Source organism: Kribbella sp. NBC_00482 (assembly GCF_036013725.1).
Taxonomy (GTDB): Bacteria; Actinomycetota; Actinomycetes; order Propionibacteriales; family Kribbellaceae; genus Kribbella.
Map to the genome: position 1 here is coordinate 2,820,250 of NZ_CP107881.1, position 19,714 is coordinate 2,839,963.

A 19,714-nucleotide genomic window follows, 5' to 3' on the forward strand; every position below is an offset into this window, starting at 1 on the left:
AGGTCAGGGCGGTGTTAGGGGTTGCAGGTGAGTTTGGGTTCGGCCCAGTCTGCGTGGTCGCTGGTGTTGCCGTCGCCGCCGTCGGTGATCTGGAGGGTCAGGGTTTGGGCGCCGGTGACGTCGACTGTGGTGGTGGCGGTTGGTGACGTGCCGGTCAGTTGGTCTGACGTGTAGCGCGCGGTGCCGTCGGTCAGGACCTTGAAGGTGACCTTGCCGCGATCCTCCATCTCGTCGTCGATGCCCAGTTTGCTGGTGAAGCTCGTGCAGTTGCCGCCGAGACGGACGCTCACCGACGAGGGCGCGTGTGTGCCCAGCCCCTTTGCGTACTGGACGCCGTCGAGCGTGATCGGACCGCCGTCGCCGGCCGCGTCCTCGCCGTTGCTGTGGTCGCGCTCGACCGGACCCCAGCCGTTGGTGGAGTCAAGGAACTCCAGGTCGCTGACCCAGTTCTCCCCGGTAGGTGCCGGTGGCAACGGTTTGTCGGCGATCGTGGCCGCGAAGAAGCCCAGCCCGCCACCCGGCAGCTTGATCGCCTTCACGGTCTTCCCGGGATCCAGCGGTACGGCGGTGTAGAACACCCGGTAGTCCGTCGTCGTGTTGCTCAACCCGGCCGCCGTGTACCGGCCCTTGACCGACACGGCCAGCTTGGCGCCACCCGTCGTCGGATCCTGACAGCACCAGTTCGGCAACTGGAATGCGCTCTCGGACGTCGATCCGTCGGTGTAGATGACCGTCACCGTCCCGCGGGCGTTCAGACTCGCGCCGGCGCCTAGCAGTGCTAGATGCGATCCGGTCCCCGACACGAGGATCGGAGCCGACTGGTTCTTCACGAGGTTCGGCGTACCGGGCGCTCCGCTCGGCCAGGTGAAGTCGGCGCCCTGGACGTTCACGGTCGCACCAGGTGTGTACCCGGCCGCCGCCAGCGCCTCACCGTTGAAGCTGTTGCCCGATCCGTCGAAGTTCCCTTGCTTGTACGTCGACACGTCGCTCACTCCGACCACGTTCGCGGCCTGCGACACCGAGGCGTACGGCAACTGCGCCGTACCTGTGGAGGTATTCGTATAACTCTTGCCCTGAGCAACGTACGACGCCTTCAACGTCAACGTGAAGCTCGCGGGTTTCACGTCCGCGCCAGGAGTGACCTGCAGCTTGGTGGTCACGGTTCGACCGGGATCCACCGACGCGAAGGTGTTCGGGCCGCTGACGCTCCATCCGGCCGGCACCTGCACGTCGAGCCGCACGTTGCGCACCGTCGTCGCGGTGCCGTTGCGGAACGAAGCCGTCACCTCGGTCGCCTGGCCGGGAGCGTTCCACAGCGACGGCGTGGCGAGCTCAGGTGTCCCGAAGGTGTTCGTGACATCCGGTCCGCCTACTGCGGACGTTCCGGACAGGACAACCACAGCGCTCCGGGAGGTCGGGATCGATGCGGTCTGCACGCTGACGACGCCATTGGCATAGGTGAACGCAGCCGGGCGCCCGTCGATCGTGACGTTGCGCGGGGCGGAGCCGGTGTGAACGGTCAGCTCGTACGGGCGGGTTGCCGCCTTGCCGTCGTACGACCCGATGCTGGCGCCGATCTTCACGGTCACGTCGCCGCGGCCCTGCGTCGGCGCGCTGACCGCGAACGTCTGCGTCGCGGACTTCCCGGACCGGGTCACCCGATCGTCCTCGTACATCGAGAACGACGACTTCCCGGACGGGTAGATGTCGACGCTCACCCGGTCGCCGAAACCCTGTTCGGCGGCGGTGTTGATCCCGGCCTTCCACATCGGCACTACGGCGCCCGCCTTCACGAACAGCGGCAGCGTGTCGAGCGGGGCGTGGTACCCGTTCACGGTCGTCGGGCCCTGGTAGACGCGGCCCGTCCAGTAGTCGATCCACCGGCCCGCGGGCAGGTAGATCCCGCTCTTCACCTCGTCGGCGCCGTACATCGGCGCGACCAGGAACTCCTTACCGGCCAGGAACTCGTACTTCGTCGTGTCGTCCCACGTCTTCGGGTCGGTCGGGTACTCCAGCACCAGCGACCGGTTCAGCGGAGCGCCGGTCCGGTGGGCTTCGGCGGCGTACGTGTAGAAGTACGGCAGCAACCGCTCCCGCAGCTTCAGGTACTTCCGGTTGATCGAGGTGTACGGATCGCCGTACGCCCACGGCTGCTTGTACGCCGGGGTCGACCAGCCGGACATCGTCATGAACGCCGGGTTGAACACCTTCCACTGCATATCTCGCACGTACGACGTGGCGGAGCCACCGAAGATCCCGTCCACATCGCCTGCGCTGTAAGCGATTCCGGAGTTGCCGGACCCGGTGATCGCCGGGATCTGCCACTTGATGGCGTCGAGCGAACCGCTGTGGTCACCGGTCCACTGCACGGCACACCGCTGCGCGCCGGCCCAGCCCTCGACCATCCACGCGAACCCGCGGGCGTTGCTGTACTGCTCGATCCCGTCGTGCGCGGTGTCGCAGGCACTCAGTGCGTACCGGTACCCCGGACCGACCCACGCCACATCGAGCTTCCGGACGCGGACACCGGCCTCGCCGACCTCGGCCGGCTGCCGGTCCAGGTTCGACTGCGTCCACAGACCCATCTGGATGTTCCGTGCCCGCAGGTCGTCACCGGCCTGCTTCAGCGCCGGGATGTCCCGCTTGCCCCACCAGGTGCCGTCGACCTGCTCGGACTCGGTGTTGGCGGAGTACCCGCAGCCGTAGTCGTCGTTGACGAGCATCCAGCCGCCCGGCATGTCCTCGTCCTTGAATCGCTGCGCGACCTTGACCGCGTCGAGCGTCGTCACCTTGTCCGGGTTGACCTTCCAGTCGTTGCTGGGGTCCGGATCCGTCGCGTAGTGACCGCGGTTGTAGCAGTCCGAGTCGCCGTACTCGAGCCCGTAGATCGGCGGCATGAACGGCCGGCCTGTGAGCTCGGTGTAGCGGTCGAGCGAGGTCTTGAGGTCGCCGATGAAGTAGTACGCGTCGAACCGCTGCTCGTCGTGAGTAGTGACAACGGGACTAGTGAAGTTGTAACTACCCGGGCTGAAGGTGTTGCGGAGTACGCCGTACCCCGCGGTGCTCATGTAGTACGGCGAGGCGTTCGGGTTGCCGCCGTCCTCCCAGTTGAAGTCCCGCGAGATCTTGATCGTCTGGTCGCGGTGCGAGAAGCGGCCGTTCTGCATGCCGCCGCCGAAGTACTGCTCGTTCGCGCCGCGGCCGAGGGACTGCGTGGTGGACGTGTCGGTCCAGGACAGCGGCGCTGCCTCGGACCACACGAGTTGGCCGTTCGAGCGGTAGACCGAGAACTTCAGCGGCTTCTTCTGCGCGCGGACCTCGATCTTTCCGGTCGTGAGCGAGTAGTAGGTGCCGCGGTCACGCCAGGAGGTCCGCGGAGTGCCGTAGTCCGTCTTCGTGACGATGTTGGACGCGGGGGCGTCCGGATCGGTGGGCGGGGTGTTCGCCGGGTCGGTGAAGTTCCCGTCCGGCGCCATCCACAGCCGGAACACGTCGTCCTTGAGGAACACGACCCGGACCTTCGCGGCCCCGGCGCTGAGGGTGTACGCCGCTTTGTCGGCCGCGAACCCGGTGACGTCACCGAGCGTGGTGGCGGCGGCCTGCGCGGGAGCCGCGGTGTACACGAGTGCACCCGCTAATAGAGCTAAGGCGACTACTGAACGTTTCATGCGGACAAAGATGCTCACGACTGCCTCACTTCACGCATCAATGAACAAGATGCGCACATTGAAACGCACCGGCCGTGGATTGTCATCAGGTCAGCTTCATCAAGTTGAGACGGTGTCGCTATCACGGAGTGAAACTTCGCGATGACGATGAGTCGCATGGCGAACACATGTCCCACCAGCCTCAGCAGTCACAGACTCACCAGGCGCCACCTCCTGGCGGCCGGCCTGACCGCTGGTCTGGCGGCGTTCGCTACTCCCGGCCTCGCGCAGGCCTCGCCGTTCGACCCGGAGCGGACCGGGCGCATCGGGCCGTACGGCGACCCGGACTTCCATCCGGTCAAGTTCAAGCTGCCGGCGCCGACCGCACGCAAGGCGCTCGGGACGACCGCGCTCCACCTGATCGACCGGTCCCGGCCGGATCCGAGCATGCCGAGCGGGCAGCGGGAGCTGATGATCAGCCTCTGGTACCCGGCGGGCGTGGCCGGTGCGGCGCCGTTCGCGAAGTACATGCCGCCAAGGACTGCGGTCGAGGTGGACGGCACGTGGACGGGTGAGTACGGGCTCGCCCTGCCGAGCGGGTCGTTCGACTTCGCGAACACCGAGACGCATTCGCGCGTCGACGTACCGATGCAGCGGTTGCGGCATCCCGTCGTACTGTTCTCGCCCGGCTACCGGTACAGCCGGTTCGTGAACACCGCGCAGGTGGAGGATCTGGCCAGCCGCGGGTACGTCGTCGTGACGATGGACCACTCGCACGAGACGCCGGTGGAGTTCCCGGGCGGGCGGTTCCTGCCGGGCGCGTCGACGGAAGAACCGGCCGGTCCGGAGGAGATCCGGAAGGCGGTCGAGACCCGGACCGCGGATGCGCGGTTCGTCCTGGACCAACTGGAACGGCTGGCCGGCGGCCAGAATGTCGATGCCGAGGGCAAGGATCTGCCCGCCGGGCTGGCGGAGGGGCTGGAGCTGCGCAAGGTCGGCATGTTCGGATTCGCGCTCGGTGGGTACACGGCCGCGAACACGATGCTCGAGGACGAGCGGGTGCTGGCCGGGCTCGACCTGGACGGCACGTTGCAGGACGACCGACTCAAGGGGCCGCTCGGTGAGGTCGCGGAGAAGGGTCTGGATCGGCCGTTCCTGCTGTTCGGCTCGGCCGAGACGCAGCGGACCGATCCAGGCAAGGAGTACTACGACAAGTCGTGGGCGAGTTTCTGGGAGGCACAGCGCGGCGAGAAGCTGAACCTGACGCTGGGGGGCACCAAGCAGCGGGCCTTCACCGACTACCAGTTCGTCTTCTCCCAGCTGTTCCATGAGATCTACGGTGAGGACCCGATCATCACCTCGGTGATGAAGGCGCTGGTCGGCGGTGCGAAGCCGGCGCGGAGCGTGCTCGCCCAGCGCGAGTACGTGGCTGCCTTCTTCGACCAGACGCTGCGCCGCCGGCCGTCCCTTCTGCTGCGCGGAGACTCCTCCAAGTTCCCCGAGGTCCGGTTCGCACGCTGAGACGGCGTACTCTCGTTAGACGGCCCAGGGCAGTCTGTGGCAGTGTCGCGACTCGCGGTAACGGTGGGTTGTTCGACACTTTCTGGAACCCTGAGGGGCATAAAGGGGGCCGCAGCGGTTACCGTGCGTTGAGAAATGCGTTGCCGTCGGCCGTACTCTGTCCTCGGGTGGGGTCGGTCTGTGCCCGGGGGAACAGACGACGGAGTAGGGGCGTTGTCGGCAGGACGAGAGTAGGGAGCGCAGTGGCAGGGGCAGCAGGGACGAAGGTAGGGACCCGTCTCGTGATCGTCGAGTCGCCGAAGAAGGCGCGGATGATCGCGGGTTTCTTGGGGTCCGGGTACGTGGTGGAGTCCAGCTTCGGCCACATCCGCGACCTGCCGAGCGGGGCGGACGAGATCCCCGCCAAGTACAAAGGCCTCCCGTGGGCCCGGCTCGGCGTGAACGTCGACGAGCACTTCGACCCGCTGTACGTCGTGCCCGCCGACAAGAAGGCCCAGATCCGCAAGCTCAAGGACCTGCTCAAGGGCGCCGACGAGCTCTTCCTGGCCACAGATGAGGACCGCGAGGGCGAGGCGATCGCCTGGCACCTGCTGGAGGAGCTGAAGCCGACCGTTCCGGTCAAGCGGATGGTCTTCCACGAGATCACGCCGAAGGCGATCCAGGACGCGGTCGGTAACGCCCGCGACATCGACGAGGACCTGGTCGACGCCCAGGAGGCGCGCCGGATCCTCGACCGGCTGTACGGGTACGAGGTCTCCCCGGTGCTGTGGAAGAAGGTCATGCCGAAGCTGTCGGCGGGCCGGGTGCAGTCGGTCGCGATCCGGATGGTGGTCGACCGCGAGCGCGAGCGGATCGCCTTCCGCAGCGCGTCGTACTGGGACCTCGACGCCAAGCTGGACGCCGGTGAGAGCCGGACGCCGCGGCAGTTCCCGTCCCGCCTGGTCTCGGTGGACAGCAAGCGGGTGGCGCAGGGCCGCGACTTCAGCTCGATCGGTGAGCTCAAGGGCGCGAACACAGTTCATCTGAACGAGCAGACCGCGACCGCGCTGGCGTCCGCGCTGCGCGACTCGCAGTTCACCGTCCGGTCGATCGAGTCCAAGCCGTACACCCGCAAGCCGTACGCGCCGTTCCGGACCACCACGCTGCAGCAAGAGGCCGGCCGCAAGCTCGGCATGTCCGCGTCGCAGACCATGCAGGTCGCCCAGCGGCTCTACGAGAACGGCAACATCACCTATATGCGTACCGACAGCGTCACGCTGTCGGACACCGCGATCACCGCCGCCCGGGCCCAGGTCCGGGAGTTGTACGGCGCGTCGTACCTGCCGGACAAGCCGCGCGTCTACACCTCCAAGGTGAAGAACGCCCAGGAGGCGCACGAGGCGATCCGGCCGGCCGGCGAGGTCTTCCAGACTCCGGCGCAGACCGGTCTGAGCGGCGCCGAGTTCCGGCTCTACGAGCTGATCTGGATGCGGACGATCGCCTCCCAGATGAAGGACGCCGCCGGGAACAGCGTGTCGATCAAGATCGACGCGACCGCCTCCACCGGTGAGAAGTGCGACTTCACGTCGTCCGGCCGGGTGATCACGTTCCACGGGTTCCTCAAGGCGTACGTCGAGGGCGCGGACGACCCGTCCGCGGGCACCGACGACCAGGAGACCCGGCTGCCGAACGTCGAGGAGGGCGACGTCCTGCCCGCGATCGAGGTCCTCGCCTCGGGGCACGAGACGAAGCCGCCGGCGCGGTTCACGGAAGCGACGCTGATCCGCGAGATGGAAGAGCGGGAGATCGGCCGGCCGTCGACGTACGCCACGATCCTCGGCACGAACGTCGCCCGTGGGTACATCTACAAGAAGGGCCAGGCGCTGGTGCCGGCCTGGTTGGCGTTCGCGGTGGTGCGGCTGCTGGAGGAGCACTTCACCCGGCTGGTCGACTACACGTTCACCGCGTCGATGGAGGACGTGCTCGACGAGGTCGCGGCCGGTGACCTGCAGCGTGAGGGCGTGCTGTCCCGGTTCTACTTCGGCGACGACAACCTCGAGGGCCTCAAGTCGATGGTGACCGACCTCGGTGACATCGACGCCCGGGAGATGTCGACCTTCCCGGTCGGCGCCGCCGACAGCGGCATCGTGCTCCGGGTCGGGCGGTACGGGCCGTACGTCGAGGACAAGGACGAGCGGCGCGCCAACGTGCCCGAGGACCTGCCGCCGGACGAGCTGACCGTCGACAAGGCGAAGGAACTGCTGGAGCAGCCGTCGGGCGTCGAGCACGAGCTGGGTACGGCGCCGGACAGCGGTCTGCGCGTGGTGGCCAAGGCCGGGCGGTTCGGGCCGTACGTGACCGAGGTACTGCCGGAGGACGCGCCGAAGAGCGCGAAGCCGCGGACCGGGTCGCTGCTGAAGTCGATGACGCTGGAGTCGATCGGGCTCGACGACGCGATGAAGCTGCTGTCGCTGCCGCGCGTGGTCGGGAAGGACCCGGAGTCCGGTGACGAGATCACCGCGCAGAACGGGCGCTACGGGCCGTACCTGAAGAAGGGCACGGACTCGCGCTCGCTGTCGTCCGAGGAGCAGATGTTCGACATCACGCTCGAGGAGGCGCTGGCGATCTACGCCGAGCCGAAGCAGCGGGGCCGGCGGGCCGCCGCGCCGCCGCTGAAGGAGCTGGGCGAGGACCCGGAGTCCAAGAAGCCCGTGGTGGTGAAGGAGGGCCGCTTCGGTCCTTACGTCACCGACGGGGAGACGAACGCGACGCTCCGCAAGGACGACTCGGTCGAGACCATCTCGCTGCTGCGTGCGGCCGAGCTGCTGGCGGAGAAGCGCGCCCGCGGTCCGGTGAAGCGCCCGGCGAAGAAGGCGGCCGCCAAGAAGACCGCTGCGAAGAAGACGACTACTGCGAAGAAGACGGCGGCCAAGAAGACCGCCGCCAAGAAGTCGACTGCCAAGAAGACGACTGCCAAGAAGGCGCCGGCGAAGAAGAGCTGACCGGCCTCAGCCGCCGACGCTGCTGAAGCCGCGGATGATGAAGTAGAGCACGAACGCGAAGAACGCGGCGAAGATGATCGCGACCGGCACCGCCACCCACAGCGGCGGCCGCCGGGCGCGGAGCGAGGCGCCGGTCGTCTGGCTGACGACCTCCTTCGCGACGACGCGGCCGTTGCGCCACTTCCCGGCGACGGTCACCTGCTCGCCGTCGGCGACCTGACCCTCCAGCGACAGCCCGCGCAGCTCGACCAGCGCGGGCTGCAACTGCTTGCCGACGGCGTCGTGCTGCTCGAGCTGGAAGGTCAGCACTTGGACGGAGCCGTTCTCACCGCGCAGCTCGGAGCGGAACTGTACGTTCCGCACTACACCGCTCAGCTCGGCGGCGCCGCGGCGTACGACAGCGTTCGACTGATCACTCATCGCAGTTCCCCAAGGTGTGAGACGTCGTACGCGGAAAGTACATTGGTTTGGTTGCTCACCGGGTGACGGCTCGGTAGCTGAAGCCCGATTGCAAAGGAGCCCCCATGACCAGTGCTGTCGAAGTCAGTGCGCAGCGGTTGCGGGAGCGGGGCGAGCGGGTCACCCCGGCGCGGCTCGCGGTGGTCGAGGTGCTGGCCGGCACCGAGGAGCACCTGAGTGCCGAGCAGATCGGTGAACGCGCCGAGCAGCTCCGTCCGGGGATCCACCGGGCCACCGTCTACAGGGCACTCGACGCGCTGGGTGAGTTCGGTCTCGTCACGCATGTGCATCTGGGCCGGGCGGGTACGACGTACCACCTGGCCGGGGACCTCGCGCCGCGGCACCTGCACCTGCGCTGCTCCGAGTGCGGCACCGTGTACGACGCTCCCGGCGACGTCCTCGAGTCCGCCCGCAAGAAGCTCGCCCGCGAGCTCGGCTTCGACCTCGCCCCCGAACAAGTCGCCCTCGTCGGCGTGTGCAAGGAGTGCCAGAGCTGAGGCGCTCTGTCCATATCTGTTCATCGGTGTGGATTCGTGAACAGAGTTGGCTTAGGGTCGACTCCTGTGACGGACTATGTCGAGGACTTTGCTTTGGGCTTGAACGTGCTGGCGCCGCGGGCCTGGCTGGATGACGACGCCGGGCGCGTGGCGCTCAGCGGGGACTGGAGCTTCCGGCTGTCCCCGACCGTGGCGGACGCGCCGGACGATCTGAAGGACCCGGACACCACCGGCTGGGACACCATCGCGGTGCCGGGCCACTGGCAGCTGAACGGGTACGGCGCGCCGGCGTACACGAACGTGGTCTACCCGTTCCCGCTCGAGCCGCCGTACGTGCCGACCGACAACCCGACCGGCGACTACGTCCGGACCGTGACGGTGCCGGCGGACTTCGAAGGCGCCCGGATCGTGCTCCGGTTCGAGGGCGTGGACTCGCGGTTCGCGGTGTACGTGAACGGTTCGTACGTTGGCTGGTCGTCGGGATCCCGGCTGGCCAGCGAGTTCGACGTGACCGAGCTGGTTGCCCCCGGCAAGGACGCGCAGATCGCCGTTCGGGTGCACCAGTGGTCGACCGGCAGCTACGTCGAGGACCAGGACATGTGGTGGCTGTCCGGGATCTTCCGCGAGGTCAACCTGCTCGCGTTGCGGACGGATGCGCCGACGGATGTCTTCGTCAAGGCCGCGTGGGACCACATCGACGGTGCGGGCACGCTGCTGGTCGAGTCCGACGTACCGGGCACGGTGACTGTCCCCGAGCTGGGGCTGGAGCTGCCGACCGGCGAGCACACCCGGGTCGAGGGCGTGCAGCCGTGGAGCGCCGAGGTGCCCCGGCTGTACGACGCGGTACTGCGGACTGCCGGCGGCGACGTGCGGCTGCGGATCGGTTTCCGGACCGTCGCGATCGTCGACGGGATCTTCACGGTCAACGGCAACCGGGTGCTGTTCAACGGCGTCAACCGGCACGAGTTCCACCCCGACCGGGGCCGCTCGCTGACCGAGCAGGACATGCTGGACGACGTACTGATCATGAAGCGGGCCGGGATCAACGCGGTCCGCACCAGCCACTACCCGCCGCACCCGCACTTCCTGTCGCTGTGCGACGAGTACGGGCTGTACGTGGTCGACGAGTGCGACCTCGAGACGCACGGGTTCGGGTACGAGCCGCAGCCGCCGAAGCTGCCGAACCCGGTGATGGACGAGCGGTTCCGCGACGACATGGTCGACCGGATGCGCCGGACCATCGAGCGGGACAAGAACCACCCGTCGATCGTCATCTGGTCGCTCGGCAACGAGTGTGGGATGGGCGACAACCTCAAGGCGATGTACGACCTGGCGAAGGAGCTCGACCCGTCGCGGCCGGTGCACTACGAGCGCGACACCCAGGCCGAGTGGGTCGACATCTACTCGCGGATGTACACCTCGCCCGAGGGCTGCGCGGAGATCGGCGCGGACACCGGCCTCTACCGGAACCTGCCGTTCATCCTGTGCGAGTACGGGCACGCGATGGGGAACGGACCGGGTGGGTTGCTCGACTACCGCGAGGTCTTCGAGAAGTACCCGCGCTGCCAGGGCGGGTTCATCTGGGAGTTCATCGACCACGGTCTGCGGACCACGATCGACGGGCGCGAGGTCTACGCGTACGGCGGGGACTTCGGGGAGACGATCCACGACGGGAACTTCGTCTGCGACGGTCTGCTGTTCCCGGACCGGACGCCGTCACCCGGCATGCACGAGTACATCAAGGTGATCGAGCCGCTCCGCATCGTTGCTGATGGCAACCGGGTGTCTATCACCAACCGCTACGAGGTCCTCGACACCAGCCACCTGACCTTCAGCTACGTCGTCGAGACCGAGGGGTCACGGGTTGACGGCGGGAGCCTGTCGGTTCCGGCGATCGCACCTGGCGAGACCGTGACGGTTGAGCTGCCGTCGGCGGATGCCTCGAAGCCCGAGACCTGGGTGACCGTGACCGCTTCTCTGACCGAGGCGACGTCGTGGGTCGAGGCCGGGCACCGCATCGCGTGGGGCCAGATCCGGCTGGACGAGCCTGCCGCGGCTGAGGTTGCGGTGAGCGGTTCGCCGGCCACGGGCGAGGCCGGGATCGACGGGATCACTGTCGCGGGTGTTCGGAATGCTCGGCTGGATCTTTGGCGGGCGCCGATCGACAACGACGCGATTCCTGGGGTTGCGGCGAAGTGGCGTGAGGAAGGGCTGCACCGGGTGCAGCACCGGATCGTGTCGCAGGGCGAGCGCGACGGGGCCTGGGAGGTCGTCACCCGGACCGCGCCGCCGCAGTTGCAGTGGGGTCTGCGCAGCACCTGGCGCTGGACCACCGTCGACGACGGCGTGGTGCTGGAGTTGAACGTCGTACCGGAAGGGCTGTTCCCGGAGGTGCTGCCGCGGCTCGGCATCACGTTCGAGCTGCCGAAGGTGCAGCAGGTCGAGTGGTTCGGCACCGGCCCGAACGAGGCGTACGTCGACACCCGCGCAGCCGCGGCGGTCGGCAAGTACTCCGCCACGGTCGCCGAACTGCAGACGCCGTACGTCCGCCCGCAGGAGAACGGCCACCGCATCGACACCCGCTGGGCCGCGCTCGACGGCCTGCGGATCGAGGCGGTCGACCAGCTCTTCGGCCTGACCGTCCGCGACTGGACGTCAGCCGACCTGGAGAACGCGACCCACACCGCGTTCCTCACCCCCGGCGACACCACCCACGTCACCATCGACCTCGCCCAAACCGGCGTCGGCACCGCCGCCTGCGGCCCCGCCCTCCCCGACCGCGACAAACTCAAAACCGCACCCGCTCGGCTGTCCCTGCGTTTCAGCACCACCTGACCGGGCCCCGACGCCTACTTCAGGGCGTGACGTGGACCTGCATGCAGGCAGAACTACCCATTGGAGCGCTATACAGCCTCTCAAAGACGACTTCTGCCTGCGTGTGGGTCCAGTTCGCTCGCGAGGTCGCGTCGGGCTGGTGTGCTGATTGAGTTCGCGCACCGGGATGGTGTCTATCGACAGCGGATCGGCTAAATCGCAATGGTTGGGCGGGGGTGTACTCGGTCGGTTGGTGGGTGGTAGGTCGACCAGGCTTGGGTTAGGCGGTGGACGGCTTCGGTGAGGTCGGCTGGGCGGGCGCGGAAGTGTAGGCGGACGTAGGAGTCGCTGGCGCCGGTGACGTCGAGGCCGGAGCCGGGGAGGATCGCCAGGCCGTGGCGGAGGGCGGTCTGGGCGAAGGACGTGCCGTCGCCGTACGGCAGGCGCGCCCAGAGGCACTGGCCGCCTGTAAGAGGTGTGGTGCGCCAAGTCGGAAGGGCCTGAGTCAGCTCGGCGTGTAGGTGGTCGTGGCGGGTCTTGAGGGTTTGGTGCAGAGCTGGGCCGTCCAGGAGCGGGAGCAGGTGTACGGCGGCCAGTTGAGTCGGGACGTTGCCGCCGAGGTCGTGGACCGCGCGGACGCGGGCCAGGCGGTTGATCAGCGGTGGCGTCGCGCGGATCCAGCCGATCCGCAGGCCGCCCCAGATGCTCTTGCTGAGCGAGCCGATCGAGATCACGGAGTCGCCGTACGCCGCGATCGGCGTGGGCAACGCCTCGCCAGGAAACCTGAGGTCGGCCGGCACCTCGTCCTCGATCACCGGGATCCCCGCGCCGGCCACCCGCTGACGCGCGAGTGCGGACATCACCGAGCCGGTCGGGTTCTGGTACGTCGGGATCACGTACGCAAGGGCCGGCCGCCGCTCGCGGATCGCCGCGTCGAGGCCCTCGAGCCCCACCGGCAGACCACGCAGTACGGCGCCTTCCTCCCGGAACACCTCCAGCGCGCCCGGGTACGTCGGTGCCTCGACGAGCACCTGGTCGCCGGGCGACACCAGGGCGTGAGCCAGCAGGGACAGGGCCTGTTGGCCGCCGTTTGTCACCAGAATCTGCCCAGGACCGGTTGGTACGCCGCGAGCCGTGTAGCGATCCGCCAGCGCCTCGCGGAGCGCCGGATGGCCGTACGGGTAGTAGCCGATGTCGTCGGTGACGCGGGCGAGCTCTGGCGCGATCTTGGTGAACGCCTCCGCCAACTGCGGCGGCGGATCACCTGGTGCGGCGCAAATGGCCAGCAGGACGTCGTCGTCCCGGGCCTCCAAAGAGTCCAGGAAGATCGGGTCGACCGGAGCTTCCTCGACCTGCCCATTCCGAGGTACGCCGGCCACGCGTGTCCCACTGCCCTGCTTCCGGGTGATGCGCCCTTCGGCCCGGAGCAGGTCGTAGGCGGCGACCACCGTCGTACGGCCAACGGCCAGAGCGCCGGCCAGTGCGCGGTCCGGTGGAAGCAGTACGCCCGGCGGGAGTTCGCCGTCGTCGATCAGCTGCCGCAGGCGGGCCGCGAGCAGCACGTACAGCGGGCCGCGGCCGGACGACCAGCGGCCCAACCGGTCAACTACCTCGATTGGTCTCATCTGCGAACCAATTCTGCCGGATTGGCTCTCCATCGGCCACCGCGAGTCCAGAACGATGGAGGCATGCCGACCTTTCCGAGAAACCCGATCATGTCCCTCACCGCCGAGCAGCCGCGGCACGAACTGGGCGAGAGCTACGGCCCGGACCTCCGGCTCGCGGACCTGCTGACCCCGGAGCTGGGCGACCTCGAACTCGGCTACGGCACCGCAGCCGGCGATGTTCGGCTCCGTACGGCGATCGCGGAGCGGCACGGCGTACGGCCCGAAGACGTGGTCGTCACCGTCGGCGGGATGCACGGGATCTTCCTGCTCGCCTACCTGCTGGAGGGAGAGGTCGTGACGACGGCGCCGCAGTTCCCGATGACGCGCAACGCCTTCGACACGGTCGGCGCGTCAGTGCGGGTCGTTCCGCTGAGCTTCGACGAGGGCTACCGGCTCACTGCGGACGCGGTGCGTGCGCAACTCACGCCGGAGACCAGGCTGGTCAGCTTGGCGACGCCGCAGAACCCGTCCGGTGTCGCCGTACCGCCGGAGACCCTGCGCGACATTGTCGACGCGATGAGTGAGGTCTGCCCGGACGCGTACCTGATGGTGGACGAGACCTACCGGGCCGCGGCGTACGGAGACGATCCGGTCGCGGACACGGCACTCCGGCTCGGGCCGAAGGTGGTGTCTGTCGCGTCGCTGTCGAAGTGCCATGGGGCGGCCGGGTTGCGGATCGGGTGGGTGATCAGCACGGACGGCGAGCTGATCGAGCAGTTGACGACGGCGAAGTTCAACACGGTGGTCACCGCGTCCACGATCACGGAGGCGCTCGCGATCCGTGTGTTCGAGCAGGAGGAGCAGATCCTCGCCGTACGACGGCCCTGGCTGGAGCAGAACCTGTTGATGACGCAGGACTGGGTCACTGCGAACAGTGAGCTTGTCGAGTGGGTGCGGCCGGATGCCGGGGCGTTGTGTGTGGTTCGGCTCAAGCCGGCGGTCGATCTCGAGCGGTTCCGGCGTACGGCGGCCGAGGGCGGCGTCCGGCTGGCCGACGGGGACTGGTTCGGGGACGAGCCACGGGTGTTCCGCCTCGGGTTCGGCTTCCTGCCGGCGGGTGACCTGAAGCTCGCGCTGGACGCGCTCGGCGAGGCGCTCCGCGCCGCCCGCCGATGATGCGCTGCGATGCGGTGTCCGACCCGCCCACTAGGCTTGCGGTGTGCCGGAGGTTTATGACCCGTTGACCGATCCTGCACCGGCGCACGATGTGCGGGCGGTGTTGCGGATCCGGGCGTTCCGGCGGCTGTGGATCGCGTTCGGGCTGTCGAGCCTCGGGGACTGGATCGGTCTGCTGGCGCTGACCGCGATGGCGAAGTCGTTCGCCGGCGACGACTACCAGGCGGCCAACTTCGCGATCGGCGGCGTGCTGTTCCTGCGTGTGCTGCCCGCCCTGGTGATGGGCCCGGTGGCGGGCTGGATCGCGGACCGGCTGGACCGGCGCTGGACGATGATCGTCGGCGACCTGATCCGGGCCGCGTTCTTCGTCAGCATCCCGATCGTCGGCACGCTGACCTGGGTGCTGGTGGCGACGGTGCTGATCGAGATCGTCAGCCTGATCTGGGGTCCGGCCAAGGACGCCAGCGTGCCCAACCTGGTGCCCCGGCACCGGCTCGAGGCGGCCAACCAGCTCAGCCTCATCACGACGTACGGGACTGCGTTGCCGGCCGCCGTCATCTTCACCGCGATCACCCTGGTGTCGCGCTGGGCCGGCGACTTCGCCATCGACCTGGCCGTGTACGTGAACGCCGCGACCTTCGCCATCTCGGCGTTCGCGATCGTGTCGGTCGCCGAGATCGGCCGCGCGATCCACGAGCACGAGGACCATCCGACGCTGTGGCGGACCGTGGTCGAGGGCTGGTCCTACGTCACCGGCACTCCGGTGGTTCGCGGTCTCGTGATCGGGATCTCCGGCGCGTTCGCGGCCGGTGCGGTCGTGATCGGCCTCGGCCGTACGTACGTCGAAGGCCTCGGCGCCGGCGACCCCGGGTACGGCGTGCTGTTCGGTGCCGTGTTCGGCGGTCTCGCACTCGGTATGGGGTTCGCGCCGCGGATCTTCTCCGGGCTGTCCAGGCGCCGGCTGTTCGCGGCCGGCCTGGTCGGGTCCGGGATCTGCCTGGCCGGGCTGGCGTTGATCCAGCAGATCGAGATCGCCACGATGATCGCGATCCTGCTCGGGTTCTGCGCCGGCGGCTCGTGGGTCTCCGGGTACACGTTGCTCGGTCTCGAGGTGCCGGACGCTGTGCGCGGGCGGACGTTCGCGTTCGTGCAGTCCGCCGTCCGGACGGTGCTCGCGGTCACGCTGGCGATCGCGCCGTTCGCCGCGGGCGCGATCGGCCGGCACACATGGACGATCGGCGGCCGTTCGGCGACGTACAACGGCGCCTCGATGACGATGGTGGCGGCGGCGGTCCTGGCCGGCGTGATCGGTCTGCTCGCCTGGCGGCAGATGGACGACCGCCCGGGGGTTCCGTTCTGGCGCGACGTACGGCGCAGTTTCGGCAAGACGCGTGGTGACTATCCGACGACCGGCCTGTTCGTCGCGCTCGAGGGCGGTGAGGGCGCGGGCAAGTCGACGCAGTCCGCGCTTCTGGTGACGTGGCTGGAAGAGCAGGGCCAGCAGGTGCTGCTGACCCGCGAGCCCGGTGCGACGGAGCTCGGCAAGACGCTGCGGCAGATCGTCCTCGACCCGGCGACCGGCGACATCTCGCACCGCGCCGAGGCGCTGCTGTACGCCGCCGACAAGGCCGAGCACGTCGACTCGGTGATCAAGCCGGCGCTGAAGGCCGGCGCGGTCGTGATCACCGACCGGTACGTCGACTCCGCGCTGGCGTACCAGGGATCCGGCCGGGACCTGGATCTGTCCGACGTCGAGCGGGTGAATCGTTGGGCCACCAACGATCTCCGCCCGAACCTCACGATCCTGCTGGACCTGCCGCCGACGAGCGGCCTCGGCCGGTTCAAGGAACGGGACCGGATCGAGGCGCAGTCCGACGCCTTCCACGAGCGAGTGCGGAACGCGTTCCTCGAGCTGGCCGCCGCCGAGCCCCAGCACTACCTGGTCCTCGACGCGAGCCAGGACCGCGAGGACCTCGCCAAACAGATCCGCGCCCGGCTCCAACCGATGCTTCCCAAGGTGGGTCTATGAGTGTCTGGGACGACCTGGTCGGGCAGGAGCCTGCCGTCGCCGTACTGCGGAAGGCCGTCGACGGAGCCGCCGCCGCACTGCGAGGCGAGAGGGGTCCCGCGGTCGCCGGAATGACGCACGCGTGGCTGATCACCGGGCCACCCGGATCCGGCCGGTCGAACGGGGGCCGGGCGTTCGCGGCGGCGCTGCAGTGCGCGAACAACGGCTGCGGCGAGTGCAACGACTGCCGTACGGCGCTCAGCGGCGCGCACCCGGACGTGTCGCTGATCCGCACCGAACTGCTGTCGATCCGGGTCAGCGAGGTCCGCGAACTGGTCCGCCGGGCCGCGATGAGCCCGACGCAGGGCCGGTGGCAGGTGATGGTGGTCGAGGACGCGGACCGGCTCACCGAGCAGGCCGCGGACGCGTTGCTGAAAAGCATCGAGGAGCCGTCGCCGCGGACCGTCTGGGTGTTGTGCGCGCCGACGGTCGAGGACGTCGTACCGACGATTCGTTCGCGTTGCCGCCTGCTGGTGCTGCGGACGCCGCCGGTCGCCGCGGTCGCGGAGATGCTGAGCCGGACCCTCGAGATCGGCCAGGATCTGGCCTGGTTCGCGGCGCGGGCCGCGCAGGGGCACATCGGCCGGGCGCGGGCGCTGGCCCGCGACGAGGCGGTTCGGGAGCGGCGGAACAAGGTGCTCGAGGTGCCGTTCGCGCTGCGCGATCTCGGGGCCTGCCTGAAGGCGGCGCAGCGGCTGGTCGAGGCGGCCAAGGAAGAGGCCAAGGCCAGCGCGGAGAAGGTCGACGAGAAGGAGCGGGCCGCGCTCGAGCAGGCGCTCGGCGTCGGCACCAAAGGCGCCCGGCCGCGCGAGGCGAACGCGGCGCTGAAGGAGCTCGAGGACCAGCAGAAGGCGCGCGCCAAGCGGTGGGAACGCGATGTTCTGGACCGTTCGCTGGTCGACCTGATGGCGCTCTACCGGGATGTGCTGGTGGTGCAGACCGGGTCCGGCAGCGAGCTGATCAACGCCGAACTGCAGCGAAACATCGAGCAGCTCGGGAGCCGGACGACGCCCGAGCAGACGGTCCGCCGGATCGACGCGATCGCGATGTGCCGCGAGGCGATCGAGGCGAACGTGGCGCCACTGGTCGCGCTCGAGGCGATGACGGTCGGGCTGTTCGAGGGTCGCAGCGACGGCTTCACGATCCCGAGGCGCCCACAGCGCTGAGTCGTGCATCACGCCACGTCCGATAACTGGGCGGAACGTGTAACACCGAGACCAGCGGGTCCGATGACTGGGTGACTGGGCGGAGTAGTCCGCTCGGCCCAACCCTGCCGCGAAACGGACCCCAATGACCCAGCCGTCCTCCCCGATCCAGCCTGCGCGGCCACCGCTGCCGTCGGCTGAGTCCTGGCTGGAGGGCATCCCGACGCCGAAGGGCAAGCAGGACAGGTACGCCGTCGCGGCGTTCGCGACGAGCCTGCCCGGGCTGGTGCCGATCGCGGTCGTGCTGGCCGCGGTGGCGCTCCGGCGGATCAAGCGCGCCGGCGGGCACGGGAAACGGCTCGCGTACGGCGCTTTGGCGGTGTCGCTGTGCTGGGTGATCGCGACCAGCGTCGCGGTCACGCTCAACCTGGTCGGCGAGCACCAGCGGGGCATCGGCAAGACCGTGTCGATCTCGCAGGTGGAGGTCGGCCGCTGCTTCGACGCGGACCTGGAGGCCTCGACGCTGCGGCTGGTACGGATCGCGGACTGCGCCGCGGCCCACACCGGGGAGGCGTACGCGAAGGTGCAGGCCGCGCTGGTCGGGTTGTCCACCGCGCAGACCGGGAGCGTCGCGACGCAGCAGTGCGCCGGCGCGTTCGTCGAGTTCGTGGGTACGCCGTACGAGCGGTCCGAGCTGGACATGTACTACGTCGTACTCACAGATCGCGCGGTTGCTGACGGCAACGTCCTGTGTCTGGTCGGCATGCCCGGGACCCACCTGACAGGTACGATGCGCGGATCACAGCGGTAATGCCCGCGGGGGATTCAGTGGGGGTAGTAGCGTGAGTCAGCCACCGTACGGCCCGGGGCCGGAACGACCACAGGACGACCGTCCACAGGACCGTCCGCACGATCCGACCCGTGCATTCCCGACGTACGGACGACCGGATCAGCCGCAGGCGCCTGGAGCGCAGGGTGGAGCGCCGTGGGCTGCGCCTGGGCAGCCGTCGTACGAGCAGGCGGGCTACGGGCAGGCGCCGGCCGGTTCGACGTACGGCCAGGGATACGGGCCGGGGCAGTATCCGTCGGCGTACGGGCAGGCGCCGGGGCCGTACGGGTACGGCTATGGGTACGGCGGTTACGGGTACGGCGGTTCGGGTGGGACGAACGGGCTGGCCACCGCGGCGCTCGTGACCGGGCTCGGCGGGTTCGTCATCGGGGTGTCCGCGCCGGTCGCGATCGGGCTTGGCATCGCGGCCCTGGTGCAGATCAGCCGGCGCCCGCAAGAGGGCAAAGGGATGGCGATCGCCGGACTGGTGATGGGAGCCCTGGTAACACTCGGCTACACCTTGCTGATCGTGCTCGTGATCGCGCTCGGTACGTCGTCGGACGACAGCTACAGCGCACCGGATCCGGTGTCGTCCTCGAACTCGGGTCCGACCGCGTACGTCGACGAGTTGACGGTCGGGGAGTGCTTCGACGAGGGCAGTGAAGAGGACGAGGTGGTCCGGCAGCCCTGCGCGGATGCGCACGACGGCGAGGTCGTTGCGATCGTCTCGCTTCCCGGTACGACGTACCCGGGCGACAGCGCCATCAACAAGGCGGCTGACCGTGCTTGCGCCCCTCCGTTCGGCACGTATGTGGGCAAGTCGCGTGACCAGTCCGAGCTGTATCTGGACTGGTGGACGCCCAGCAAAGGCGCCTGGGACGACGGCGATCACCGGGTCCTGTGCGCCGCCTTCGGCCCCGACGACGACAAACTCACCGGCACCGTGAAGAACAGCCACCGGTAGAAAGCC

The 19,714-nt window shown here is 68.8% G+C and carries 12 protein-coding genes; 9 read left to right on the plus strand and 3 right to left on the minus strand.

Going from position 1 to position 19,714, the window contains the following annotated elements:
• Positions 1-14: 14 nt before the first annotated feature.
• Positions 15-3,623: an NPCBM/NEW2 domain-containing protein gene (locus OHB24_RS14195; RefSeq protein WP_327639470.1), complete on the minus strand. Its 3,609-nt coding sequence runs from the start codon at positions 3,621-3,623 to the stop codon at positions 15-17.
• Positions 3,624-3,824: 201 nt separating this feature from the next.
• Between OHB24_RS14195 and OHB24_RS14200 the strand changes: the two genes are divergently transcribed.
• Both OHB24_RS14200 and topA read left to right on the plus strand, forming a co-directional pair.
• Complete coding sequence (locus tag OHB24_RS14200; protein ID WP_327639471.1) at positions 3,825-5,168, plus strand: alpha/beta hydrolase; 1,344 nt, start codon at positions 3,825-3,827, stop codon at positions 5,166-5,168.
• A 281-nt stretch (positions 5,169-5,449) separates the two neighbouring features.
• A complete protein-coding gene (gene topA / locus OHB24_RS14205) occupies positions 5,450-8,149 on the plus strand; it encodes a type I DNA topoisomerase (RefSeq protein WP_327639472.1) in 2,700 nt (899 codons plus the stop codon).
• Between the two features lie 6 nt (positions 8,150-8,155).
• On the opposite strand, the gene OHB24_RS14210 is transcribed toward topA, so the two are convergent.
• Complete coding sequence (locus OHB24_RS14210; RefSeq protein ID WP_327639473.1) at positions 8,156-8,569, minus strand: hypothetical protein; 414 nt, start codon at positions 8,567-8,569, stop codon at positions 8,156-8,158.
• Positions 8,570-8,673: 104 nt separating this feature from the next.
• On the opposite strand from OHB24_RS14210, the gene OHB24_RS14215 reads away from it, so the two are divergent.
• Together OHB24_RS14215 and OHB24_RS14220 are read left to right on the plus strand one after the other, a co-directional pair.
• Positions 8,674-9,105 carry a Fur family transcriptional regulator gene (locus OHB24_RS14215; protein ID WP_327639474.1) on the plus strand — a complete coding sequence of 144 codons (432 nt, stop codon included), beginning with the start codon at positions 8,674-8,676 and terminating at the stop codon, positions 9,103-9,105.
• A gap of 66 nt (positions 9,106-9,171) precedes the next feature.
• On the plus strand, positions 9,172-11,940 hold the full coding sequence (locus OHB24_RS14220; RefSeq protein WP_327639475.1) for a glycoside hydrolase family 2 TIM barrel-domain containing protein: 2,769 nt from the start codon (positions 9,172-9,174) through the stop codon (positions 11,938-11,940).
• A 191-nt stretch (positions 11,941-12,131) separates the two neighbouring features.
• Here OHB24_RS14220 and yczR read toward each other — a convergent pair whose 3' ends face one another.
• Positions 12,132-13,544, minus strand: coding sequence for an aminotransferase-like domain-containing protein (gene yczR / locus OHB24_RS14225; protein ID WP_327639476.1), 1,413 nt, complete (start codon positions 13,542-13,544; stop codon positions 12,132-12,134).
• A 63-nt stretch (positions 13,545-13,607) separates the two neighbouring features.
• On the opposite strand from yczR, the gene OHB24_RS14230 reads away from it, so the two are divergent.
• From OHB24_RS14230 to OHB24_RS14250, 5 genes are all read left to right on the plus strand, one after another.
• The gene (locus OHB24_RS14230; protein WP_327639477.1) at positions 13,608-14,702 is read left to right on the plus strand and encodes a pyridoxal phosphate-dependent aminotransferase; all 1,095 of its coding nucleotides are present in this window, start codon (positions 13,608-13,610) and stop codon (positions 14,700-14,702) included.
• 43 nt (positions 14,703-14,745) lie between these two features.
• Positions 14,746-16,731 carry a dTMP kinase gene (tmk, locus tag OHB24_RS14235; RefSeq protein ID WP_327639478.1) on the plus strand — a complete coding sequence of 662 codons (1,986 nt, stop codon included), beginning with the start codon at positions 14,746-14,748 and terminating at the stop codon, positions 16,729-16,731.
• Positions 16,728-17,936, plus strand: coding sequence for a DNA polymerase III subunit delta' (locus tag OHB24_RS14240; protein ID WP_327639479.1), 1,209 nt, complete (start codon positions 16,728-16,730; stop codon positions 17,934-17,936). The genes tmk and OHB24_RS14240 overlap by 4 nt, the downstream gene beginning before the upstream one ends.
• Before the next feature lie 124 nt (positions 17,937-18,060).
• A complete protein-coding gene (locus OHB24_RS14245) occupies positions 18,061-18,726 on the plus strand; it encodes a DUF4190 domain-containing protein (RefSeq protein WP_327639480.1) in 666 nt (221 codons plus the stop codon).
• Positions 18,727-18,757: 31 nt separating this feature from the next.
• Complete coding sequence (locus OHB24_RS14250; protein WP_327639481.1) at positions 18,758-19,708, plus strand: DUF4190 domain-containing protein; 951 nt, start codon at positions 18,758-18,760, stop codon at positions 19,706-19,708.
• The last annotated feature ends 6 nt before the right edge of the window (positions 19,709-19,714 follow it).